The sequence below is a fragment of the Streptomyces sp. NPDC092952 genome (assembly GCF_044754785.1).
Taxonomy (GTDB): domain Bacteria; phylum Actinomycetota; class Actinomycetes; order Streptomycetales; family Streptomycetaceae; genus Streptomyces.
The window spans coordinates 636,607-659,322 of sequence record NZ_JBIVPT010000003.1 but is presented as its reverse complement, the minus strand read 5'-3'; the positions used below and the strand labels follow the sequence as shown (position 1 = coordinate 659,322).

Here is a 22,716-nt window from a genome sequence, read left to right as displayed (position 1 = left end):
CCGCCCGGGACCTGCCCGGCGGACCGGCGCCCGGCGGGCCGGCACCAGGAACCCGGCTCCTGGGCTCCTGGGCTCCTGGGCTAGTGACCGGCGTTGTCCGCGCCGCCGTCCGTACCGCCGAGAAACGCCTTCCACCCCGGCTCGGGAGCCTGGCCGACACCGAGCGTGCCGAGCTTCGCGAGTGTCGCGGGGGCCTGTGCGTCCAGCCAGTCGGCCAACTGCCGGAAGGAGACGCAGCGCACCTCCTTCCTGGTACAGACCGCCGCGATGGTCTGTTCGACGGCACGCATGTAGGTGCCGCCGTTCCAGGACTCGAAGTGGTTTCCGATGATCAGCGGGGCCCGGTTCCCCGCATAGGAGCGGTCGAAGGCCTGCAGCAGGCCGTCGCGCATCTGGTTCCCCCAGTACTCGTGCATGCCCGGGTCGCCCTGGGTCACGCCCGACTGGTTGAACATGAAGTTGTAGTCCATCGAGAGCGTCTCGAACGCGCGGCCAGGGACGGGGACGAGCTGCATCGACAGGTCCCAGATGCCGCCCTTCTTCTTCGGCCAGACCTGGTTGCCGACCCCGCTGGAGTCGTAGCGGAAGCCCATCGTCCGCGCGGCGGCCACCATGTTCTCCCGCCCTTCCAGGCAAGGGGTGCGGCCACCGACGAGTTCCTTGTCGTAGTCGAAGGGGAGCGGCTTCTCGGCAGCGAGTCCGGGGTCGTTGGACTTCCATTCCTTCACGAAGGTCTTGGCCTGGCGGATCTCGCTCCTCCACTGGTCGACCGACCAGGTGCCGCCGCCTTCGGGCCCGCAGAAGTGGCCGTTGAAATGGGTGCCGATCTCGTTGCCGTCCTCCCATGCCCCACGTACCTGGGCGATGGTGTCGCGGATCCCCCCGGTGTCGTTGAACCCGATGTCGGAGCTGCCGGCGTTGTGCTTGGGCGGGTCGTACAGCTTCCGCTTCTCCTCCGGCAACATGTACACACCGCTGAGGAAGTACGTCATGGTCGCGTGGTGCTTCCTCCCGACCTCACGGAAGTGCGAGAACAGCTTCTGGCTGTCCTCGCCCGCACCGTCCCAGGAGAAGACCACGAACTGCGGGGGCTTCCGTCCCGGCGCCAGACGTGTGGGAACGGGCTGCTCCGGCTGACTTCCGGTGAAGGCGGTGGAGCCGTCGCCGATGAGGCGGAACACACGCTTGGGCGCGGCTTCCGGCGCCTCCCCCTTCGTACCCGCAGGGAGTCCCTTCGAGCCGGGGGCCTGTTTCGCCGCTCCCGCCCCGCCGCCTTCGCCGGATGAGGAGCAGCCGGCCACGCCTGCGGTGAGCACGACGGCCACGGCCCCCAGCGCGACCCGCCCCGTAACGGCCCGCGCCGCAGGGCCCTTCCTTCCGGGGTTCCTCCTCGCGGAGCCCTCCCTGGTGGCGCACCTCTTCGCGGCGGCTCCCGTCGTGGCGGCCATCATCGGCCCACCCCTTCCCTGCAGGTGATCCGCATCGAAGTGCCGACGCGGCGCGGCCAAGTTCGCACATGGCTTCGCCTGTTCAGCACGACAGGCCGAATGAAAAGATGCTTATTCACCTGAACGGGTGGTCAAATTGGCTATTTACCTCCAAGCATGGACACGAATCTTTACTCTCCATTACTGTTCGTTTACTGAGAGTTGAGAAATCCCGCCGCTGCACGCCGTGACCCACGGCCGCGCCCCACATTCCGCGACCGCGCTGCCCCGGAGGAGACGGGAACATGTTCGCTTGCGTCCCCACTCGCCATGACCGCACGTCCCGCAGTTCGCGCCCCTCGCGCGCCTCGGGAATCAAGCAACCGCACAGCCCGCCGCCACCTCGCGGCGGACGCTTCCGCATCGCGGGCTCCGACCTGTCCGCATCGATCACGGTCTTCCTGCTCGCCGTCCCCATGTCGCTCGGCCTCGCCGTCGCCATGGGCGCCCCGCTGGAGGCCGGCCTCATCTCCGCCGCGATCGGCGGCATCGTCGCCGGGCTGCTCGGCGGCACCCCGCTCCAGGTCAGCGGCCCGTCCGCCGGGCTGACAGTCGTCACCGCCGAGCTGATCCAGATCTACGGCTGGCGCACCACCTGCGCGATCACCATCGGCGCCGGGCTTCTGCAGATCCTGCTGGGCTCCCTACGGGCGGCGCGCAGTGCTCTCGCCGTCAGCCCCGCCATCGTGCACGGCACCCTCGCCGGCATCGGCGTGGCCATCGCCCTCGCCCAGCTGCACATCGTGCTCGGCGGCTCACCGCAGAGTTCCGCTGTCGCCAACGCCCTGGCCCTTCCGGACCAGTTGGGCCGGGTGAGTCCGGCCGCCCCGCTCATCGGGTTGCTGACCATCGCCGTTCTCGTCCTGTGGCCCCGGATTCCGGGGCGGATCGGCAGAGGCCTGCGACGCGCTCCCACCGCCCTCGCCGCGGTAGTGACGGCCACGGCGGTGGCCGCGGTGGCAGCACCCGGGATCGCCCGGGTCGATCTTCCGTCCTGGCGCTCGCACGTCCTGCCGGAACTGCCCCAGGGCCCGGTGCTCGCCCTGGCCACGGCCATGTTCACGATGATGCTGGTGGCCAGCCTGGAATCACTGCTCGCGGCGGTGGCGGTGGACAAGTTGTCTGCCGCGTCCTCGGCATCGGCCCCACCCGCGCCGCCGCCCGGGCCCGCGGCCCAGCCGGCCGCTCCGCCCTCCGCTGCCACCGCATCCGCCGGCCCCCCGCCCTCCGCCGCGCCCGCGCTGCCCGCCAGGCGCGCCGATCTCGACCGTGAGCTGCGCGCCCAGGGCATCGCGAACGTCCTGTCCGGGCTGGTCGGCGGGCTGGCCGTGTCCGGAGGTGCGGTGCGCAGCTCGGCGAACGTGCGGGCCGGGGCCAGGACCCGGGCCGCCACCGTGCTGCACGGCGTCTGGGTGCTGCTCGCCACCGGGCTGCTGGTCACAGTGCTGGAGTGGATCCCGTTGGCCGCGCTCGCCGCGCTGGTGATGATGGTCGGCATCCAGATGGTGAGCCTCGCCCACATCCGGAACGTCCACAAGCACCGCGAATTCCTGGTGTACGGAGCGACGATCACCGGAGTGATCCTCTTCGGCGTGCTCAAAGGGGTGGCGATCGGCATCGCGGTGGCGGTAGCGGTCGCGCTGCACCGCCTGGCCAGGACCGGAATCACGGTCACCGATCAGGGGGGCCTGCACCTGGTCGTCGTACGGGGGCAGCTCACGTTCCTCGCCGTGCCCCGGCTCAGCCGCACGCTCGGGCAGTTGCCCCAGGACGGGAGCGTCGTCGTCGAACTGGACGGCTTCTTCATGGACCACGCGGCGTACGAGGCGATCCAGGACTGGAGCAACGCCCAGACCGCCCACGGAGGCAAGGTCGTGTTCACCGGCCGGTCCGGTGGCCGGATCGCGGAGCCCACCTCGGCGGCGGACTCCTGCTGCCGCCCCTGGACTCCGTGGCGCAACCATCACTGCCACGACGCCCCCGCTCTCCTCCCCGCCGCCCCGGCCCCGCCTCAAGACACGGACGCGGGCCCACCCGAGGACGCGGCTCCGCGCACGGTCCCGAGTGCCTGTCCGGCCCCAACCCCTCCCCCGGATCAGGGTCAGGATTCGGCCGGGGGCCCGGCTCCCGGCTTCCGCCACTCCACCGGCCCCATGCCTGTACCCCACACCGCACCCCGTACGGCTGCCCACACCGGTCCCGGTCCCCGTACCGATCCTCGCGCCGGTCACTCCGCCGGCTCCCGGTCCGAAGCCTCCGGCGCCGGTGCCGCGCCCGGGCCCCGGCACGGCACGGGCGGCCACCGGCTGATCAGCGGCCTCAGTTCGTTCCAGCGCCACACCGCCCCGCTGGTACGCGACGAGCTGGCCCGGCTGGCCGCCGAGGGGCAGCGCCCGTCCCAGCTGTTCATCACCTGCGCGGACTCCCGCCTGGTCACCAGCATGATCACGGCAAGCGGTCCCGGCGATCTGTTCACCGTGCGGAACATCGGCAACCTGGTGCCGCCGCCGAACGCCGACTCGGGCGACCATTCGGTGGGCGCGGCGATCGAGTACGCGGTGGATGTGCTGAAGGTGGAGTCGATCACCATCTGCGGGCACTCCGGCTGTGGAGCGATGCAGGCGCTGCTCGGCGCCGGGCCGGAGGCGGAGCATCCTCCCACGTCCCTGTGGCGGTGGTTGAGACACGGGCTGCCGAGCCTGAAGCGGATGTCGTCCCGGCATCATGCCTGGGCCCGGATCTCCGGGCGGCTGCCGACCGATGCGCTGGAGCAGCTCTGCCTGACCAATGTGGTCCAGCAGTTGGACCATTTGCGGCAACACCCGTCGGTGGCACGACGGCTCACCGAGGGAACGCTCCGGCTGCACGGCATGTACTTCCATGTCGGCGAGGCGCAGGCGTATCTGCTGACCGAGGGCGCGAGCAGCGGGCTGGATCCCGACGAGGTCTTCGACCGCGTGGACCCGGCGGAGCCCGCCGGACCCACCGGTTCGGACGAACGGGAACGCACCGGCGTCTGAACCGCCGCCGTCCCCGGTCCGTGACACCTTGTGGTCCTGCCCCCGCGCCGCGCCGCACCACTGCGCACGGCACCACGTCGTACGCGACGCGGACGGCAGGACCACGTCCCGAGCGTGAGTGAGGTGCACCGGACAGACGCATCTCAAGGGACACAGGTCTAAACCATTTCCGGGCAGCCCCTTGTCACCCGGCCTTTGGCCTGATGAGCTATGCCCGGGACACAACGGACACCCTGGGAATGGGAGATGTCGTGAGCAACGAAAGCTTGGCCAATCTGCTTCGTGAGGAGCGGAGGTTCGCACCGCCTGCCGATCTGGCCGCGAACGCCAACGTCAAGGCGGAGGCGTACGAGCAGGCAGAGGCGGACCGGCTGGGCTTCTGGGCCGAGCAGGCCCGCCGCCTGACCTGGGCCACCGAGCCGACCGAGACGCTCGACTGGAGCAACCCGCCCTTCGCGAAGTGGTTCGCGGACGGCAGGCTCAACGTCGCGTACAACTGCGTGGACCGCCACGTCGAGGCCGGCAACGGCGACCGGGTGGCCATCCACTTCGAGGGCGAGCCCGGCGACAGCCGCGCCATCACCTACGCGCAGCTCAAGGAAGAGGTCTCCCGGGCCGCCAACGCGCTCATCGAGCTCGGTGTCGGCAAGGGCGACCGGGTCGCGGTCTACCTCCCGATGATCCCCGAGGCCGCCATCGCGATGCTGGCCTGCGCCCGCATCGGTGCCGCGCACTCGGTGGTCTTCGGCGGCTTCTCCGCCGACGCCATCGCCGCCCGTATCCAGGACGCGGACGCCAAGGTCGTCATCACCGCCGACGGCGGCTACCGGCGCGGCAAGCCGTCCGCGCTGAAGCCCGCCGTGGACGACGCCGTGTCCCGTATCGACACCGTCGAGCACGTCGTCGTGGTCCGGCGCACCGGCCAGGACACCGCGTGGACCGAGGGCCGCGACATCTGGTGGCACGAGATCACCGGCCGCCAGTCCGCCGAGCACACCCCCGAGGCGTTCGAGGCGGAGCAGCCGCTCTTCATCCTCTACACGTCCGGCACGACGGGTAAGCCGAAGGGCATCCTGCACACCTCCGGCGGCTACCTGACGCAGGCCGCGTACACCCACCACGCGGTCTTCGACCTCAAGCCGGAGACCGACGTCTTCTGGTGCACGGCCGACATCGGCTGGGTGACCGGCCACTCGTACATCGTCTACGGTCCGCTGGCCAACGGTGCGACGCAGGTCATGTACGAGGGCACGCCCGACTCCCCGCACCAGGGACGTTTCTGGGAGATCGTGCAGAAGTACGGCGTCACGATCCTCTACACCGCGCCGACCGCGATCCGTACGTTCATGAAGTGGGGTGACGGCATCCCCGCCAAGTTCGACCTGAGCAGCCTCCGGATCCTCGGTTCGGTCGGTGAGCCGATCAACCCCGAGGCGTGGATGTGGTACCGCAAGCACATCGGCGCCGACAGGTGCCCGATCGTGGACACCTGGTGGCAGACCGAGACCGGCGCGATGATGATCGCGCCGCTGCCGGGCGTGACGGAGACCAAGCCCGGTAGCGCCCAGCGCGCCCTGCCCGGCATCTCGGCCACCGTCGTCGACGACGAGGCCAACGAGGTCCCGAACGGCGGGGGCGGCTACCTCGTCCTCACCGAGCCGTGGCCGTCGATGCTCCGCACCATCTGGGGCGACGACCAGCGCTTCATCGACACCTACTGGTCCCGCTTCGAGGGCAAGTACTTCGCGGGCGACGGTGCCAAGAAGGACGAGGACGGCGACATCTGGCTGCTCGGCCGGGTCGACGACGTGATGCTCGTGTCCGGGCACAACATCTCGACCACCGAGGTCGAGTCGGCGCTCGTGTCGCACTCCTCGGTCGCCGAGGCGGCCGTGGTCGGTGCCGCCGACGAGACGACCGGCCAGTCCATCGTTGCCTTCGTGATCCTGCGTGGTTCGGCCGAGGCCTCCGACGAGCTCGTCGCCGACCTCCGCAACCATGTCGGCGCCACGCTCGGCCCGATCGCCAAGCCGAAGCGGGTCCTTCCCGTCGCGGAGCTACCGAAGACGCGCTCCGGCAAGATCATGCGGCGTCTGCTGCGCGATGTCGCCGAGAACCGCGAGCTGGGCGACGTGACGACCCTCACCGACTCCTCGGTCATGGACCTCATCCAGAACCAGCTGCCGTCGTCCTCCTCCGAGGACTGAGCGGCACCGGGGCTGAGCAGCCACCGGGACGGGACGGAGAGCCCGCAGGACCGCGAGGTCCGACCAGCGGCCCCCGAGGGGCATCCGGCAACACGCCGGGTGCCCCTCGGGCGTTTCCCGTGGGTTTCCCAGGAAATCAGGGCGAAGATCGTCGGGTACAGCCCCGCGCACCCCGGGTAGAGTGGCGGTTACGCCCAACAACTTCATACAAAAATCTCCACAGGGGTGCCGGGAAGTCTGGTCGGCAAGTGCATCAGCCATGCCATCGCTGCCGAACCGACCCGGAGGATCCCACTCGTGGCCGCGCCCACCCCCAGCCGCCGTACGTTTCTCGGCAGGCTCTCCCTTCCTGAGCGGAACTACCTAGCCGACGCCCTGCGCACCGAGACCGTCGGTGGCGTCATACTCCTCGTCGCCGCGGTGGCCGCCCTGGTGTGGGCGAACACCTTCGGCTCCAGCTACGCCGCCGTCAGCAACTTCCACATCGGTCCCACGTCCCTGGGGCTCAACCTCTCCGTGGCGCACTGGGCGGCGGACGGCCTGCTCGCGATCTTCTTCTTCGTCGCGGGCGTGGAGCTCAAGCGGGAGCTGGTCGCGGGCGAGCTGCGCGACCCCAAGGCGGCCGCGCTCCCGGTCGTCGCCGCTCTGTGCGGTATGGCGGTTCCGGCCCTCGTCTATCTCCTGGTCAACGTGGTCGGTGGCGGTTCGACGGACGGCTGGGCCGTCCCCACCGCCACCGACATCGCCTTCGCGCTCGCCGTGCTCGCGGTCATCGGCACCTCGCTGCCGAACGCGCTGCGCGCCTTCCTGCTGACGCTCGCCGTCGTCGACGACCTCTTCGCCATCCTGATCATCGCGGTCTTCTTCACCGAGCAGATCAACTTCATGGCCCTCGGCGGCGCCCTCGTCGGGCTGGTCGTCTTCTACCTGCTGCTGCGGAAGAACGTACACGGCTGGTACGTCTACGTGCCGCTGGCCCTGGTCATCTGGGGCCTGATGTACAACAGCGGCATCCACGCCACGATCGCCGGTGTCGCCATGGGCCTGATGCTCCGCTGCACCCGGCACGAGGGCGAGAGCCAGTCGCCCGGCGAGCGCATCGAGCATCTGATCCGCCCGCTGTCGGCCGGTTTCGCCGTACCGCTGTTCGCGCTCTTCTCCGCCGGTGTCTTCCTCTCCGGCAACGCGGTGGCGCACATCTTCACCCGTCCCGAGACGCTCGGGGTCGTCCTGGGCCTGGTCGTCGGCAAGACCGTGGGCATCTTCGGCGGTACATGGCTGGCCACCCGTTTCAGCAAGGCGGAGCTGAACAAGGAGCTGGCCTGGGCGGACGTCTTCGCGGTCGCCACCCTCGCCGGGATCGGCTTCACCGTCTCCCTGCTCATCGACGAGCTGGCCTTCGCCGGGGACCAGGGCATGATCAACGAGGTCAAGGCCGCCGTACTGTTCGGTTCCCTGACGGCCGCCGTCCTCGCCACGGTGCTGCTCAAACTCCGGGTACGGAAGTACCGCGAACTGCATGAGGCGGAGGAGCTCGACGAGGACGCGGACGGGGTGCCCGACGTCTACGAGCAGGACGATCCGGAGTACCACCTGCGGATGGCCGAGATCCACGAGAAGAAGGCGGCGGAGCACCGGCGCCTTGCCGAACTGGCGGGGGCAGCGAGCAGCAAGCCGGACAGTCCGGCATGATCTGACACCAGATGTGTTGGCAGGAGAGCAGAAGAGGGAGTCAGGGATGAGCGACCCCGGCAACAACGCGGGCCACGCCGACCGCAGTCTCGGGCAGCTGGTCGCCACGGCGACGGCCGAGATGTCCGCACTGGTGCACGACGAGATCGCCCTGGCCAAGGCCGAGGTGCGACAGGACGTCAAGCGCGGCGTCACCGGCAGCGTGGTGATCATCGTCGCGGGTGTGCTCCTCCTTTTCTCGATCCCGGTACTGAGCTTCGCGGCGGCGTACGGGATCCACAATCTGGGGCTCGGACTTGCCTGGTCGTTCCTGATCGTGGGCGGCGCGTTCATCCTCCTGGGTGTGCTGTTCGCGCTGTTCGCCGTCGCCAAGTTCAAGAAGGTCAAGCCTCCGGAGAAGTCCATCGCCTCGGCCAGGCAGACGGCGGCCGTGCTCCAGGGCGTCAAGCCGCACCCCCGGCCGGTCGTTCCCGCCGGGGCGCGCCGTCCGGCCGTCTCGGGCAGCACGCTGGCGGGCACCGGCACGGAGAAGGCACCGGGCGGGGACAAGCCCTCCGGTGTGGCACGCTCGTCTGCATGACGGTCCGCGATTCCAGCTCCGCCGGCCACGGCGCCACGCCCGGCCCCCCCGACCCCGTCGGCCCGGGCAGCCCCGACGGCCCTCCCGGCCCGGGTGCCTCGGGGGTGCCGGGCGGCTCCGGCGGGCCGGTGCGGATCGACGGGCCCTGGACCCACCGGGACGTGGCGGCCAACGGCGCCCGTTTCCACATCGCCGAGGCCGGCGAGGGGCCGCTGGTGCTGCTGCTGCACGGCTTCCCGCAGTTCTGGTGGACCTGGCGCCACCAGCTCACCGCGCTGGCCGACGCGGGTTTCCGGGCCGTGGCGATGGACCTGCGCGGGGTCGGCGGCAGCGACCGCACCCCCCGGGGCTACGACCCCGCCAACCTGGCGCTCGACGTCACCGGCGTGATCCGCTCGCTCGGCGAACCGGACGCGGCCCTGGTCGGCCACGACCTGGGCGGCTACCTCGCATGGACGGCCGCCGTGATGCGCCCGAAGCTGGTGCGCCGGCTGGTGGTCTCGTCGATGCCGCACCCGCGCCGCTGGCGTTCCTCGATGCTCTCCGACCCCGCGCAGACCCGGGCCGGTTCGTACGTCTGGGGCTTCCAGCGCCCCTGGGTACCGGAGCGTCAGCTCGTCGCGGACGACGCCGCGCTGGTCGGCCGGCTGATCCGGGACTGGGCCGGGCCCCGTACCCCGGACTTCCCCGACGACGCGACGCTGGACGTCTACCGGCGCGCCATGTGCATCCCCTCGACGGCGCACTGCTCGATCGAGCCGTACCGCTGGATGGTGCGCTCCCTCGCCCGTCCGGACGGAATCCAGTTCAACCGGCGGATGCGGCTGCCGGTCCGGGTACCGACCCTGCATCTGCACGGTTCGCTCGATCCGGCGATGCGCACACGCAGTTCGGCCGGTTCCGGCGAGTACGTCGAAGCGCCTTACCGGTGGCGACTTTTCGACGGTCTGGGGCACTTCCCGCACGAGGAGGACCCGATCGGCTTCTCGGCCGAACTCATCAACTGGCTCAAGGATCCCGAGCCCGATCGGTAGCCGTACGGGCGCAGTTGTCCGGTGAGCGGCCAATTGCCCGGCGCATAGGCCAATTGGCTGGCGGATGGGCGATTACCGACCATGAGGCCCGGGCAGACGTCCCGGTATGGGCTGGACGCACGACTTCGGTGACGCAGCACGCAACCGCCGCTCGACCGCCACGGCCGGTCCGAGCACTCACGAGGGGGACGGCCCGCAGGGCCGGGTGCGCGAAATGCATGGTCTGCACGATCCTCAGTTGGGCATTCCGCGCATTCTGCGCCGTCGGGCCCGCTGGGTCTCGGCGCGATTGCGCCATCCACGCGGATGACCTCTGCCTCGTCCGGCCGGTGAGGGCTCACCGGCCGGACGGGGGCTGGTCCCGGCACTCTCCCGCGCCCCCGCGGGCGGCGGTGGCTCAGAGGGCGCACGCCTGACTGTCGACCTGCTGGTTGGCGGAACGGCCGCGCTCGATGTCCTGGCGGATCTCGTCGGCCGTCAGCGCGTAGCCGGTGTCGGGGTCGTCGAGCGACTTGGCGAAGACAACGCCGTACACATCACCCTCGGGGGTCAACAGCGGCCCGCCGGAGTTGCCCTGACGGACCGTCGCGTACAGGGAGTACACATCGCGGCGGACGGTGCTCCGGTGGTAGATGTCCGGGCCCTTGGCGTCGATGCGGCCGCGTACCCGCGCGGCCCGTACGTCGTACGAGCCGTTCTCCGGGAAGCCCGCGACGATGGCGCTGTCGCCGCTGCGGGCGTCGCGGTCGGTGTCGGCGAACTTCAGCGGCTTCGCGTCGAGATCCGGTACGTCGAGCACAGCGATGTCGCGGCGCCAGTCGTAGAGGACGACCTTCGCGTCGTACAGCCGGCCCTGGCCGCCGATCTGGACGGTCGGCTCCTCCACGCCGCCGACGACATGGGCGTTGGTCATCACCCGGCGGTCGGAGAAGACGAAGCCGGTGCCTTCGAGGACCTTGCCGCAGCTCGGGGCCGTACCGACGACCTTGACGATCGACTTCTGGGCGCGGGCCGCGACGGGGCTTCCGATCAGCGCCGGGTCCGGGGCCCGGACCTCGGTGATCGGCTCGTTGGCGAACGGGCTGAAGACCTGGGGGAATCCGTTCTGCGCGAGGACCGAGGAGAAGTCCGTGAACCAGCTGGAGGCCTGGTTGGGCATCACCCGGGAGATCCCGAGCAGGACCGACGAGCTGCGGACCTCCTTGCCCAGCGTCGGCAGGGTCGTACCGGCCAGCGCGGAGCCGATCAGCCAGGCGACCAGCAGCATCGCGACGACGTTGACCAGGGAGCCGCCGGTGGCGTCGAGGGCGCGCGCGGGCGACCAGGTGATGTGCCGCCGCAGCTTGTTGCCGAGGTGGGTGGTGAACGCCTGGCCCACCGAGGCGCAGACGATCACGATGACGACGGCGACGACGGCGGCCGTCGACGAGACCTCGGAGCCGTTCGTCAGCTGGTCCCACAGGATCGGCAGCAGGTAGACGGCGACGAGCCCGCCGCCCAGGAAGCCGATCACCGACAGGATGCCGACGACGAACCCCTGTCGGTAGCCGATGACCGCGAACCACACGGCGGCGACCAGCAGCAGGATGTCCAGCACGTTCACCGTCTATAGCCTCGCAGATTCGTCACCGGGCCCGTTCCCTTCGACTGGGTCCGGGCGGGGCCGGACAGCGCAGTACGGATCAGCCTGTCATGCACGCCAGTCGAGCGGCACCTGCCGGGCCGGGTCCCAGGGGCGCTCCCAGCCCGCGAAGTGCAGGATGCGGTCGATCACCCCGGCCGTGAAACCCCAGACCAGAGCGGACTCGACCAGGAACGCCGGGCCGCTGTGCCCGCTCGGATGGACCGCGGTCGCCCGGTTGGCCGGGTCCGTGAGATCCGCCACGGGCACGGTGAAGACCCGGGCCGTCTCACCCGGATCGACGACACCGACCGGGCTCGGCGAGCGCCACCAGCCCAGGACCGGCGTCACGACGAAGCCGCTCACCGGGATGTAGAGCCGGGGCAGCACCCCGAAGATCTGGACCCCTTGCGGGTCGAGGCCGGTCTCCTCCCTGGCCTCCCGCAGCGCCGCTCTGAGCGGCCCGGTGGTCGCCTGGTCGCCGTCCTCCGGGTCCAGGGAGCCGCCGGGGAAGGACGGCTGCCCGGCGTGCGAACGCAGGCTGCCGGACCGCTCCATGAGCAGCAGCTCGGGGCCCCGCTCGCCCTCCCCGAAGAGGACGAGCACGGCGGACTGCCGCCCGGCGCCGCTCTCCGGCGGCAGGAAGCTGCTGAGCTGGTCGGGCTGGACCGTCCGCGCGGCGTGCACGACGGGATCGAGCCAGGACGGCAGCCCCTCGGTCGTGACACCGATCGTCCCGTCGGCCGCGGCTCCGTCAGCCGCGACGCCGCCGGTCGCGGCGCCCCGGCCCGTGGCAGCGGGCCGGTCGGCGGCGGGCTGTCCGGCGGCGTCGGCGTCCGGCCCCGCCGCCGTGCTCTGTTCATGCGTCTTCATAGGCACCCCTCGTCTCACAACGGCTGTCGTCACGCATTTCGTTCCGGCCGCCCCGACAGCGACCGAAAGCAGACGCGCGGGACCGGGCCCGTCCGTCAGCCGGCCCCGAGCGGCGGCGCGGGCTTGCCGGGGTAGTCGGCCGGCGGGCTGAGCCGCTGCCCCGGCTGGCCGCCCATCTCGTACTTCAGCAGCTTCTGGGCCTTCTCCGGGTCCGTCTCGCCCTCGCCGTACGCGGGACAGAGCGGGGCGATCGGGCAGGCGCCGCAAGCGGGCTTGCGGGCATGGCAGATGCGGCGGCCGTGGAAGACGACCCGGTGCGAGAGCATCGTCCACTCGCTCTTGGGGAAGATCGTGGCGATCTCCGCCTCGACCTTCTCCGGGTCCTCCTGTTCCGTCCACCGCCAGCGGCGGACCAGTCGTCCGAAATGGGTGTCGACGGTGATCCCGGGAACACCGAAGGCGTTGCCCAGCACGACGTTGGCGGTCTTGCGGCCGACCCCCGGGAGCGTGACGAGGTCGTCGAGCCGCCCCGGCACCTCTCCGCCGAAGTTGTCCCTGAGCGCCGTGGAGAGCCCTATCAGCGACTTCGTCTTGGCCCGGAAGAATCCGGTCGGCCGGATCAGCTCCTCCATCTCCTCGGGGACGGCCGCGGCCATGTCCTCGGGGGTGGGGTAGGCGGCGAAGAGCGCGGGGGTGGTCTGGTTGACCCTCAGGTCGGTGGTCTGGGCGGAGAGGACCGTGGCGACCAGGAGCTCGAAGGGGTTCCTGAAGTCCAGCTCGGGGTGGGCGTACGGGTAGACCTCGGCCAGCTCGCGGTTGATCCGGCGGGCCCGGCGCACCATCGCCAGTCGCGATTCCGACTTCCACCCGGCTGCGGTCCTGGCCGCGCCGGGAACCGCCCCCGCCTTGGCCCGGCCCTTGGACGCCGCGGTTCCGCCCTTGGGCGCCGCAGCCCCGGACGTATCGGACCCGGGCTTTCCGGACTTGGCCGCTCCGGTTCTCACCGCTCTTCCCGTGCGAATCGAGCCCTGTTCGCCCACAGCGGAATCACGTCCTCCCGACACCCCATCAGCCCCCTTGGCCTGCGCTGTCACCGGCGGTTTGGACACCCGGCCAGCCTAGAGCCACGCACTGACATCCGCCCCTGTCACCATGCATCCGCCCCCGATCGGCCCCCTGCCGCACTGTTCGGCACGCCTGTGCGTCAAACTGGTTTGTGATTGATCGCACTGTTTTACCGTCCGGCATGATGGGGACCACGGTTCCCTGTACAGGCCGACAAGGAGAGATTTCGTGGACGACGTTCTGCGGCGCGCCCCGCTTTTCGCGGCGCTCGATGACGAGCAGGCCGCGGAGCTCCGCGCCTCGATGAGTGAGGTGACCCTCGCACGCGGTGACGCGCTCTTTCACGAGGGCGACCCGGGCGACCGCCTCTACGTGGTCACCGAGGGCAAGGTGAAGCTCCACCGCACCTCCCCCGACGGCCGCGAGAACATGCTGGCGGTCCTCGGCCCCGGCGAGCTGATCGGTGAGCTGTCGCTCTTCGACCCGGGCCCGCGTACCGCCACCGCCACCGCGCTGACCGAGGTCAAGCTCCTCGGTCTCGGCCACGGCGACCTCCAGCCCTGGCTGAACGCCCGCCCCGAGGTGGCCACGGCCCTGCTGCGCGCCGTCGCCCGCCGTCTGCGCAAGACCAACGACCAGATGTCCGACCTGGTCTTCTCCGACGTCCCGGGCCGGGTCGCCCGCGCCCTGCTCGACCTGTCGCGCCGCTTCGGCGTCCAGTCGGAGGAGGGCATCCACGTCGTCCACGACCTCACCCAGGAAGAGCTGGCCCAGCTGGTCGGCGCCTCCCGCGAGACGGTCAACAAGGCGCTCGCCGACTTCGCCGGGCGCGGCTGGCTGCGCCTGGAGGCCCGTGCCGTGATCCTGCTGGACGTGGAGCGCCTGGCGAAGCGGTCCCGCTGAGAGCGACCCCGCCAGGACCGCGCGTACGCCCCGTACGCGCCGCGTGACGTACGAGGCCCCCGCCGTTTCGGCGGGGGCCTCGCGCGCGTCCCGGTCCGCGTGCTCGGACCGACCCGCGTGCTCGGACCGGCCCGTGCTCAGACCAGCCCGTGCTCGGCCAGGTACTCCAGCTGTGCCAGCACCGAGAGCTGCGCGGCCGGCCACAGCGAGCGGTCCACGTCCGCGTAGACCCGCGCCACCACCTCCGGCGCTGTCCGGTAACCGGCTTCGACCGCCGACTCCACCTGGGCCAGCCGGTGCGCGCGGTGCGCGAGGTAGAACTCGATCGCGCCCTGGGCGTCGTCCAGCACCGGCCCGTGTCCCGGCAGCACCGTGTGCACACCGTCGTCCACGGTCAGTGAGCGCAGTCGCCGCAACGAGTCGAGGTAGTCGCCGAGCCGCCCGTCCGGATGCGCGACGACCGTCGTGCCGCGCCCGAGGACGGTGTCCCCGGTCAGCACCGCACGGTCGGCGGGCAGGTGGAAGGAGAGCGAGTCCGCGGTGTGGCCCGGGGTCGGCACCACTCGGAGCTCCAGGCCGCCGGTGGTGATCACGTCGCCCGTGGTCAGCCCCTCGTCGCCCAGCCGCAGCGCCGGGTCCAGGGCCCGCACCTTCGTACGGGTCAGCTCGGCGAAGCGGGCCGCGCCCTCCGCGTGGTCGGGGTGCCCGTGGGTGAGCAGGGTGAGCGCGATCCGGCGCCCGGCCCGTTCGGCGGCGTCGATCACGGCCCGCAGGTGCCCGTCGTCCAGCGGACCGGGGTCGATGACGACGGCGAGATCGGAATCGGGCTCGGCCACGATCCAGGTGTTGGTGCCGTCCAGCGTCATGGGCGAGGCGTTCGGGGCGAGGACGTTGACGGCACGGCTGGTGGCCGGACCGGACAGCACCCCGCCCCGCGGCTGCCCGGGAAGGGCCGAGGCCCCGCTCATCCGGCCTCACCGCTCGCGCCGCCGCCCGGTATGCGCGTGGTGTCCGTGGTGTGTGTGATGCGCTTGGTGAACTCGTCGTGTCCCGGCCAGCTCAGCACCAGCTCGTCCCCCTCCAGCCGCGCCCGCGCCAGTACGGGGGTGAGGTCCTGGGCCTCCGCCGCCTTCAGGGCCTCTGCGGCCGTCCCGTACGGCCTCAGCGACCGCAGCGTGGAGACGGTCGGCGGCATCATCAGCAGCTCGCCCCGGTCGTACCCGTCCGCCGCCTCGCCGGGGCCGATCCAGACCGTGCGGTCGGCCTCCGTGGAGGCGTTGCGGGTGCGCTGGCCCTCGGGGAGGGCGGCGACGAAGAACCAGGTGTCGTAGCGGCGGGGCTCGAACTCGGGGGTGATCCAGCGCGCCCAGGCGGCCAGCAGGTCGGAGCGGAGCACCAGGCCCCGCCGGTCGAGGAACTCCGCGAAGGACAGCTCCCGGGCGACCAGCGCCGCCCGGTCGGCCTCCCAGTCGGCGCCCGTGGTGTCGCCCACCACCGTGCCGGCGCTCTCCCCGGCGAGCAGGACGCCCGCCTCCTCGTACGTCTCGCGGACCGCCGCGCACACGATGGCCTGGGCCTGGGCCGGGGTGTCGACGCCCAGCCGCTCCGCCCAGCTCTCCAGCGCGGGCCCGGCCCAGCCGACCAGCCGGTCGTCGTCGCGCGGGTCGACCCCGCCACCCGGATAGGCGTACGCGCCTCCGGCGAAGGCCATGGAGGTGCGCCGGCGGAGCATGTGGACGGCGGGGCCCTGGCCCGTACCGGCGGCGGAGTCCCGGAGCAGCATCACGGTGGCGGCCCGCTTCGGGGTCCCGGGCCTCAGCTCACCTGCGGCAAGTGCCCGGATCCGGTCGGGCCATTCCGGTGGGTACCACTGACCATTGGACATGGCCGGAGGCTATCCGGAACCACGCCGATGTTCGAGAGGTGAACGGATCCGCGCACGGGCGCGCGCTGGCCGTGTACGCGTGATCCCGCCCGGTCGTCGTGACCGGACGGGATCGAGCACATCGAAGAAAACAGGAGGGACAACGGAAAACAACGGGGAACAAGGGCCCGGGGCTCAGGCTCCGGTCAGCTCGACCTGGATCTCGACCTCGACCGGCGCGTCCAGCGGCAGCACCGCGACGCCCACCGCGCTCCGCGCGTGCACGCCCTTCTCGCCGAGGACCTCGCCCAGCAGCTCGCTGGCACCGTTGATGACGCCCGGCTGCCCGGTGAAGTCGGAGGCCGAGGCGACGAAGCCCACGACCTTCACCACCCGGGCGATCCGGTCCAGGTCGCCCACGACGGACTTCACGGCGGCCAGCGCGTTGAGCGCGCAGGTCCGCGCCAGGTCCTTGGCCTCGTCGGGCGTGACCTCCGCACCGACCTTGCCGGTGACCGCGAGCTTGCCCTCCACCATCGGCAGCTGGCCGGAGGTGTACACGTACGCCCCGGACCGCACGGCCGGCTGGTACGAGGCCAGCGGCGGCACGACGTCCGGCAGCGTCAGCCCGAGCTCGGCAAGCCTCGCCTCTACCGCGCCCGCCACTACGCCTTCTCCCGCTTCAGGTAGGCCACGAGCTGCTCGGGGTTGTTCGGGCCGGGAACGACCTGGACCAGCTCCCAGCCGTCCTCGCCCCAGGTGTCCAGAATCTGCTTGGTCGCGTGCACGAGAAGGGGCACGGTCGCGTATTCCCACTTGGTCATGGCCCGACTGTAATACCTGGCACGCACGGCCTCGTGCGTAGCGTGCGGCACGACTGGTTAGGCTCGAATACGTGAGCAGGTTCCAGGTCGTCAGCGGCAAGGGCGGTACCGGTAAGACCACGGTCGCCGCCGCCCTCGCGCTTGCCCTCGCGACCGAGGGCAAGCGCACTCTCCTCGTGGAGGTCGAGGGCAGGCAGGGCATCGCCCAGCTCTTCGAGACGGAGCCCCTTCCGTACGAGGAGCGCAAGATCGCCGTCGCTCCGGGCGGCGGCGAGGTGTACGCCCTCGCGATCGACGCGGAGCGCGCCCTGCTCGACTACCTCCAGATGTTCTACAAGCTGGGCAGCGCGGGCCGGGCGCTCAAGAAGCTCGGCGCGATCGACTTCGCCACCACGATCGCGCCCGGCGTGCGGGACGTGCTGCTGACCGGCAAGGCGTGCGAGGCCGTACGCCGCAAGGACAAGCAGAACCGGTACGTCTACGACCACGTGATCATGGACGCCCCGCCCACCGGCCGCGTCACCCGCTTCCTCAACGTGAACGACGAGGTGGCCGGGCTGGCCCGGATCGGTCCGATACACAACCAGGCCCAGGCCGTGATGCGGGTGCTGAAGTCCCCCGCGACCGCCGTCCACCTGGTGACGCTGCTGGAGGAGATGCCGGTACAGGAGACCGCCGACGGCATCGCCGAGCTGCGCGCCGCCGAGCTGCCGGTGGGCCGGGTGATCGTGAACATGGTCCGCCCCCATCTGCTCGACGAGGACACCCTGCGCACCGCCGCGACCGGCCGCCGCAAGGAGATCGCCAAGGCCCTGACCCGCGCCGGGGTGACCGGCTCCGCCGCGCTCGTCCGCCCCCTGGTCGAGCAGGCCGCCGAGCACGCCCAGCGCGTCGGGCTGGAACGCGAACAGCGCGCCGTACTGGGCGAGCTGGGACTGCCCGGGTACGAACTCCCGCTGATCGGCGAGGGGATGGACCCGGCCGGCCTCTACGAGCTGGCGATCGAGCTCCGCAAACAGGGCGTGGCCGACGAAGCGGCACAGGCGGTGGACGCATGACGCGGCACGAGGCCCAGGAGACCGAGGAGGCCCAGGAGGCCGACGCCCCCGCCGAGGCTCCCGCCCTGGACGTCGACGCGCTCCTCGACGACCCGGACATCCGGATCGTCGTCTGCTGCGGCTCCGGCGGCGTCGGCAAGACCACGACCGCCGCGGCCCTCGGCGTACGGGCGGCCGAGCGCGGCCGCAAGGTCGTCGTCCTCACCATCGACCCGGCGCGCAGGCTCGCCCAGTCCATGGGCATCGACTCGCTGGACAACGTCCCTCGCCGGGTGCCGGGCATCAAGGGAGACGCCGCCGGTGACGACGCGGGCGCGGCCGGGGCCGGGGACACCGGGGAGCTCCACGCCATGATGCTCGACATGAAGCGGACCTTCGACGAGATCGTCGAGGCGCACGCGGACCCCGATCGGGCCCGCGCGATCCTGGAGAACCCCTTCTACCAGTCCCTGTCGGCCGGTTTCGCGGGCACCCAGGAGTACATGGCGATGGAGAAGCTCGGGCAGCTGCGTGCGCGCGACGAGTGGGACCTGATCATCGTCGACACCCCTCCGTCGCGCTCCGCGCTGGACTTCCTGGACGCGCCGAAGCGGCTGGGGTCGTTCCTCGACGGGAAGTTCATCAAGTTGCTGATGGCCCCGGCGAAGATGGGCGGCCGGGCCGGGATGAAGTTCCTCAACGTCGGCATGTCGATGATGACGGGCACCCTGGGCAAGCTGCTCGGCGGGCAGTTCCTGCGCGACGTACAGACCTTCGTCGCGGCGATGGACACCATGTTCGGCGGATTCCGTACCCGCGCCGATGCCACGTACCGGCTGCTCCAGGCGCCGGGTACGGCGTTCCTGGTCGTCGCGACGCCGGAGCGGGACGCGCTGCGCGAGGCGGCGTACTTCGTGGAGCGGCTGGCCGCGGAACGGATGCCGCTGGCCGGGCTGGTGCTCAACCGGGTCCAGGGCAGCGACGCCGCCCGGCTCTCCGCGGAGCAGGCCCTCGCCGCCGCGGAAAATCTTTCCGAAATCGGCATTGTGGATCAGACGGCCGGGAAGGCTGGACTTCGTGACCGGGCCGACCTGGCGGCCAACTCCCCCGAAGCCGCCGTCGCCCCCGCTGCCACGTCCGAGCACGCGCACACCGAGAACGCCCAGCACGTCGAGAAGACGGAGAGCGTCGATACTGCGGAGACCGAGAACGGCGAGAACGGCAACAACGACGGGACCGACGAACGCACGAGGACCACGAAGCGCGCAGAAAGCACGGAGAGCATCGAGGAGCTGACCGCGGGGCTGCTGCGCCTGCACGCCGAACGCATGCAGATGGTCGCGCGGGAACAGCGCACACGTGATCACTTCACCGCGCTGCATCCGGAGGTCGCGGTGGCCCATGTCGCCGCGCTGCCCGGTGACGTGCACGACCTGGAAGGACTCCGGGCCGTGGGTGACAGGCTCTCGACCGGTTCCGCCGATTCCGCTTCTTCCGCTTCCTCGTCGGCCGGAGCCGTGTAGCGCTCGTCCGTCCTATCCCACCGCGGCGTACCTCGCGTGCAGTTCGTCGTCGTCCAGTCCGATCGCCACGGGCAGGATGCCCGTCGACTGCTCGTACTCGCTGCGCGCGGTCTCCAGCAAGCGGCGCCAGGACGTCACGGTGGGACGCCTGCGCAGCAGTGCGCGGCGCTCCCGCTCGGTCATCCCGCCCCACACGCCGAACTCGACGCGGTTGTCCAGCGCGTCGGCCAGGCACTCGGTCCGCACCGGGCATCCGGTGCACACCGCCTTGGCCCTGTTCTGCGCTGCCCCTTGTACGAACAGTTCATCCGGATCGGTAGTGCGGCAGGCTGCCTGCGCACTCCAGTCGGTTACCCAGCCCATCACGGCGCCGTCCTCTCCCGAATCGAGGCTCCCCCACGGCGGCAGCGGCATATTCACCGCTGCCAGTTGAGGACGTTACGGAAGGTGGCGACAGCACAACACCCCCTTCGGGCCCAATCTTGAATGGCCCGAACGGACTATGCGTATACGGCAGATCACCCAGAGGAGTGAGGCGGGGGCATATAAGAAGATCCCCTGCGAACCGGGACACTCTTCCTGGTTCACAACGGGCATTCCATGACACACAAGGCGAATTCGGGTGCGCCTTGGATCGGGACCGGGCCGTGCACGGGGGTTGATGCGGAACCGGGCTGCTGTGACAGTTGGGAGCAGCTTAGGCCAAGGCATATACGTGTGTCCGGCGAATGAGAACGTAGGCTGCCCCCATGCCAAAGAAGCGCTCGGGCGGGGGTCTCTCGACGACCCAGCAGGCCGCCAAGTTCCTCGGTGTCGCCGCCCTCTCCGGAGTCGTCCTCGCGGGCATCGCGCTGCCGGCCGCCGGAGCACTGGGTCTCGCGACCAAGGGAACAGTGGAGGGATTCGACGAGATCCCCTCCAATCTGAAGACTCCGCCGCTGAGCCAGCGCACCACGATCCTGGACAGCAAGGGCGGCCTCATCGCCTCGGTGTACTCGCGCGACCGCACCGTCGTCCCGCTGAAGGACATCTCGCCGTACATGCAGCAGGCGATCATCGCGATCGAGGACGCCCGCTTCTACAAGCACGGGGCCGTGGACCTCAAGGGCATCCTGCGCGCACTCAACCGCAACGTGCAGTCGGGCGGCACCGCGCAGGGCGCGTCGACGCTGACCCAGCAGTACGTGAAGAACGTCTTCGTCGAGGAGGCGGGCGACGACCCCGACAAGGTCGCGCAGGCCACCCAGCAGACGATGGGCCGCAAGATCCAGGAGCTGAAGTACGCGATCCAGGTCGAGCAGGAGCTGGGCAAGAAGAAGATCCTGGAGAACTACCTCAACATCACCTTCTTCGGGCAGCAGGCCTACGGCATCGAGGCCGCCTCGCAGCGCTACTTCTCCAAGTCCGCGAAGGACCTGACGCTGGAGGAGGCCGCGCTGATGGCCGGCGTGGTGCAGTCGCCGAGCCGGTTCGACCCGGTCAACGACTCGGCCGAGGCGACCAAGCGCCGCAACATGGTGCTCCAGCGCATGGCCGACGTCGGGAACATCTCGCAGAACACCGCCGAGAAGGCGAAGAAGACCCCGATCAAGCTGCACATCAAGAAGCCGAAGAACGGCTGCATCACCGCGGTCAGCGGCGCCGGTTTCTTCTGCGACTACGTGCGCCACGTCTTCCTCACCGACCCGGTCTTCGGCAAGACCAAGGAGGACCGGGCCAAGCTCTGGAACCAGGGCGGCCTGACGATCCGGACCACGCTCGACCCGCAGTCCCAGCAGTCGGTGCAGAACTCGATCGCCCAGCACGTCTACAAGACGGACAAGGTCGCGACGGCGGTGACCCTGGTCCAGCCGGGCACCGGCCGGATCATGGGCATGGGCCAGTCCAAGCCGTACGGCTTCGGGAACAACGAGACCCAGTACAACTACTCGGTCAACAAGGACATGGGCGGCTCGAACTACGGCTTCCCGAGCGGCTCGACGTTCAAGCCGTTCGTCGCCGCGGCCGCCATCGAGCGGGGCAGGCCCGCCACCCAGGTCTACTCCTCGCCGTACGAGATGCCCTACCCGTCCGTCCAGACCTGCTCCAAGCCGTACGTGAACACGACCGGCGAGACGGTGCCGAACGAGGACGAGTCGGAGCGCGGGCCGTACGCGCTGAAGGAGGCGATGGCGAAGTCCGTCAACACCTACTTCATCCAGATGGTGCAGGACATCGGGCTCTGCCCCGTGACGCAGCTGACCGACAAGCTCGGCGTGATCCAGGGCAACGGCGCGAAGCTGCCGCAGACCCCCGCCATCGCGCTCGGCACGGAGGGGATGTCCCCGCTGACGATGGCCAGCGCGTACGCCGCCTTCGCCAACCGCGGCACGTACTGCACGCCGGTCGCGGTCCTCTCGGTCACCAAGGCGAACGGCCGCTCGCTCCCGGTGCCCAAGACCTCCTGCTCGCAGACCATGTCCCCGACGACCGCCGACACGGTGAACACCCTGCTGCGCGGCGTGATCGACTCCGGTACGGGCCAGCAGGCCGGCCTCCAGAACCGCGACAACGCGGGCAAGACCGGTACCACGGACTTCCGTAAGAACGCCTGGTTCGTCGGGTACACGCCGAACATGTCCGGCGCCGTCTGGGTCGGCAGCCCGACCCAGAGCGTCAAGATGGAGAACATCACGATCGGCGGCGTCTTCCAGCCGAAGGTCTACGGCGGTCAGGTCCCCGGACCGATCTGGCGCGACGCCATGACGGGAGCGCTGGCGGGAGTGGACGCCCCCGCCTTCAACACGGTGAACATCCCGGACCCGCAGAAGAACGACAAGGACAAGAACAAGGACAAGGGCCGCGATCACAACCGGCCCGGAAACGGGGGCGGGAAGCCCGACGACGGGAACCCCTTCCCCGGCATCACCATCCCGCCCAACATGAACGGCGGCAACAACGGCGGCCACCGCGGCCAGACCAACGGCGGCACGCAGGGCCCCTGAGC

At 70.5% G+C, this 22,716-nt stretch carries 19 protein-coding genes; 10 read left to right on the top strand and 9 right to left on the bottom strand.

The features are described from left to right. Positions 1 to 80: 80 nt before the first annotated feature. Positions 81 to 1,181 (bottom strand): hypothetical protein, encoded by a 1,101-nt coding sequence (locus tag ACIQGQ_RS10865; RefSeq protein WP_402393304.1) that lies wholly within the window; start codon positions 1,179 to 1,181, stop codon positions 81 to 83. A 551-nt stretch (positions 1,182 to 1,732) separates the two neighbouring features. On the opposite strand from ACIQGQ_RS10865, the gene ACIQGQ_RS10860 reads away from it, so the two are divergent. The 6 genes from ACIQGQ_RS10860 (at position 1,733) to ACIQGQ_RS10835 (ending at position 10,330) form a co-directional block, all read left to right on the top strand. Then, positions 1,733 to 4,507 (top strand): SulP family inorganic anion transporter, encoded by a 2,775-nt coding sequence (locus ACIQGQ_RS10860; protein WP_402393301.1) that lies wholly within the window; start codon positions 1,733 to 1,735, stop codon positions 4,505 to 4,507. A gap of 239 nt (positions 4,508 to 4,746) precedes the next feature. After that, a complete protein-coding gene (acs, locus tag ACIQGQ_RS10855; protein ID WP_402393298.1) occupies positions 4,747 to 6,714 on the top strand; it encodes an acetate--CoA ligase in 1,968 nt (655 codons plus the stop codon). A 297-nt stretch (positions 6,715 to 7,011) separates the two neighbouring features. Next, positions 7,012 to 8,406 (top strand): Na+/H+ antiporter NhaA, encoded by a 1,395-nt coding sequence (gene nhaA / locus ACIQGQ_RS10850; protein ID WP_402393296.1) that lies wholly within the window; start codon positions 7,012 to 7,014, stop codon positions 8,404 to 8,406. A 46-nt stretch (positions 8,407 to 8,452) separates the two neighbouring features. After that, positions 8,453 to 8,986: a phage holin family protein gene (locus tag ACIQGQ_RS10845; protein ID WP_402393293.1), complete on the top strand. Its 534-nt coding sequence runs from the start codon at positions 8,453 to 8,455 to the stop codon at positions 8,984 to 8,986. Next, positions 8,983 to 10,020, top strand: coding sequence for an alpha/beta fold hydrolase (locus tag ACIQGQ_RS10840; RefSeq protein WP_402393291.1), 1,038 nt, complete (start codon positions 8,983 to 8,985; stop codon positions 10,018 to 10,020). Before ACIQGQ_RS10845 ends, ACIQGQ_RS10840 begins: the two co-directional genes overlap by 4 nt. A 106-nt stretch (positions 10,021 to 10,126) precedes the next feature. Further along, positions 10,127 to 10,330: a hypothetical protein gene (locus ACIQGQ_RS10835; protein ID WP_389878944.1), complete on the top strand. Its 204-nt coding sequence runs from the start codon at positions 10,127 to 10,129 to the stop codon at positions 10,328 to 10,330. An 87-nt stretch (positions 10,331 to 10,417) separates the two neighbouring features. On the opposite strand, the gene ACIQGQ_RS10830 is transcribed toward ACIQGQ_RS10835, so the two are convergent. The 3 genes from ACIQGQ_RS10830 to nth form a co-directional block, all read right to left on the bottom strand. Continuing rightward, entirely contained in the window at positions 10,418 to 11,623 is a 1,206-nt protein-coding gene (locus ACIQGQ_RS10830) for a MarP family serine protease (protein ID WP_402393286.1), read from the bottom strand. 87 nt (positions 11,624 to 11,710) lie between these two features. Then, positions 11,711 to 12,514 (bottom strand): NUDIX hydrolase, encoded by an 804-nt coding sequence (locus ACIQGQ_RS10825; protein ID WP_402393283.1) that lies wholly within the window; start codon positions 12,512 to 12,514, stop codon positions 11,711 to 11,713. Positions 12,515 to 12,609: 95 nt separating this feature from the next. Further along, positions 12,610 to 13,554 carry an endonuclease III gene (gene nth / locus ACIQGQ_RS10820; protein ID WP_402393280.1) on the bottom strand — a complete coding sequence of 315 codons (945 nt, stop codon included), beginning with the start codon at positions 13,552 to 13,554 and terminating at the stop codon, positions 12,610 to 12,612. 253 nt (positions 13,555 to 13,807) lie between these two features. On the opposite strand from nth, the gene ACIQGQ_RS10815 reads away from it, so the two are divergent. Continuing rightward, entirely contained in the window at positions 13,808 to 14,482 is a 675-nt protein-coding gene (locus ACIQGQ_RS10815; RefSeq protein ID WP_014046869.1) for a Crp/Fnr family transcriptional regulator, read from the top strand. 137 nt (positions 14,483 to 14,619) lie between these two features. Here the strand turns inward: ACIQGQ_RS10815 and ACIQGQ_RS10810 are convergent, their stop codons facing one another. The 4 genes from ACIQGQ_RS10810 to ACIQGQ_RS10795 form a co-directional block, all read right to left on the bottom strand. Further along, positions 14,620 to 15,450, bottom strand: coding sequence for an MBL fold metallo-hydrolase (locus tag ACIQGQ_RS10810; RefSeq protein ID WP_402393278.1), 831 nt, complete (start codon positions 15,448 to 15,450; stop codon positions 14,620 to 14,622). Then, positions 15,447 to 16,367 carry an NUDIX hydrolase gene (locus ACIQGQ_RS10805; RefSeq protein ID WP_402393275.1) on the bottom strand — a complete coding sequence of 307 codons (921 nt, stop codon included), beginning with the start codon at positions 16,365 to 16,367 and terminating at the stop codon, positions 15,447 to 15,449. Before ACIQGQ_RS10805 ends, ACIQGQ_RS10810 begins: the two co-directional genes overlap by 4 nt. Positions 16,368 to 16,541: 174 nt before the next feature. Beyond that, a complete protein-coding gene (locus ACIQGQ_RS10800) occupies positions 16,542 to 17,012 on the bottom strand; it encodes a RidA family protein (RefSeq protein WP_402393272.1) in 471 nt (156 codons plus the stop codon). Next, complete coding sequence (locus tag ACIQGQ_RS10795) at positions 17,012 to 17,170, bottom strand: DUF4177 domain-containing protein (RefSeq protein ID WP_003967454.1); 159 nt, start codon at positions 17,168 to 17,170, stop codon at positions 17,012 to 17,014. Before ACIQGQ_RS10795 ends, ACIQGQ_RS10800 begins: the two co-directional genes overlap by 1 nt. Positions 17,171 to 17,241: 71 nt before the next feature. On the opposite strand from ACIQGQ_RS10795, the gene ACIQGQ_RS10790 reads away from it, so the two are divergent. Both ACIQGQ_RS10790 and ACIQGQ_RS10785 read left to right on the top strand, forming a co-directional pair. Beyond that, positions 17,242 to 18,228 (top strand): ArsA family ATPase, encoded by a 987-nt coding sequence (locus tag ACIQGQ_RS10790; protein WP_402393270.1) that lies wholly within the window; start codon positions 17,242 to 17,244, stop codon positions 18,226 to 18,228. After that, entirely contained in the window at positions 18,225 to 19,730 is a 1,506-nt protein-coding gene (locus ACIQGQ_RS10785) for an ArsA family ATPase (protein ID WP_402393267.1), read from the top strand. The genes ACIQGQ_RS10790 and ACIQGQ_RS10785 overlap by 4 nt, the downstream gene beginning before the upstream one ends. Before the next feature lie 12 nt (positions 19,731 to 19,742). On the opposite strand, the gene ACIQGQ_RS10780 is transcribed toward ACIQGQ_RS10785, so the two are convergent. After that, positions 19,743 to 20,093, bottom strand: coding sequence for a WhiB family transcriptional regulator (locus ACIQGQ_RS10780; RefSeq protein ID WP_366299087.1), 351 nt, complete (start codon positions 20,091 to 20,093; stop codon positions 19,743 to 19,745). A 386-nt stretch (positions 20,094 to 20,479) separates the two neighbouring features. Here ACIQGQ_RS10780 and ACIQGQ_RS10775 point away from each other — a divergent pair, with 386 nt between their 5' ends. After that, entirely contained in the window at positions 20,480 to 22,714 is a 2,235-nt protein-coding gene (locus ACIQGQ_RS10775) for a transglycosylase domain-containing protein (RefSeq protein WP_402393265.1), read from the top strand. Positions 22,715 to 22,716 lie beyond the last annotated feature (2 nt).

Excerpts from the sequence above, each read along its gene's own strand:
- ACIQGQ_RS10825 (WP_402393283.1), bottom strand. The coding sequence starts at position 12,514 with ATGAAGACGCATGAACAGAGCACGGCGGCGGGGCCGGACGCCGACGCC.
- ACIQGQ_RS10775 (WP_402393265.1), top strand. The coding sequence starts at position 20,480 with ATGCCAAAGAAGCGCTCGGGCGGGGGTCTCTCGACGACCCAGCAGGCC.
- acs (WP_402393298.1), top strand. The coding sequence starts at position 4,747 with ATGGGAGATGTCGTGAGCAACGAAAGCTTGGCCAATCTGCTTCGTGAG.
- ACIQGQ_RS10780 (WP_366299087.1), bottom strand. The coding sequence starts at position 20,093 with ATGGGCTGGGTAACCGACTGGAGTGCGCAGGCAGCCTGCCGCACTACC.
- ACIQGQ_RS10860 (WP_402393301.1), top strand. The coding sequence starts at position 1,733 with ATGTTCGCTTGCGTCCCCACTCGCCATGACCGCACGTCCCGCAGTTCG.
- ACIQGQ_RS10785 (WP_402393267.1), top strand. The coding sequence starts at position 18,225 with ATGACGCGGCACGAGGCCCAGGAGACCGAGGAGGCCCAGGAGGCCGAC.
- ACIQGQ_RS10840 (WP_402393291.1), top strand. The coding sequence starts at position 8,983 with ATGACGGTCCGCGATTCCAGCTCCGCCGGCCACGGCGCCACGCCCGGC.
- ACIQGQ_RS10805 (WP_402393275.1), bottom strand. The coding sequence starts at position 16,367 with ATGTCCAATGGTCAGTGGTACCCACCGGAATGGCCCGACCGGATCCGG.
- ACIQGQ_RS10795 (WP_003967454.1), bottom strand. The coding sequence starts at position 17,170 with ATGACCAAGTGGGAATACGCGACCGTGCCCCTTCTCGTGCACGCGACC.
- ACIQGQ_RS10835 (WP_389878944.1), top strand. The coding sequence starts at position 10,127 with ATGGGCTGGACGCACGACTTCGGTGACGCAGCACGCAACCGCCGCTCG.
- ACIQGQ_RS10810 (WP_402393278.1), bottom strand. The coding sequence starts at position 15,450 with ATGAGCGGGGCCTCGGCCCTTCCCGGGCAGCCGCGGGGCGGGGTGCTG.
- ACIQGQ_RS10845 (WP_402393293.1), top strand. The coding sequence starts at position 8,453 with ATGAGCGACCCCGGCAACAACGCGGGCCACGCCGACCGCAGTCTCGGG.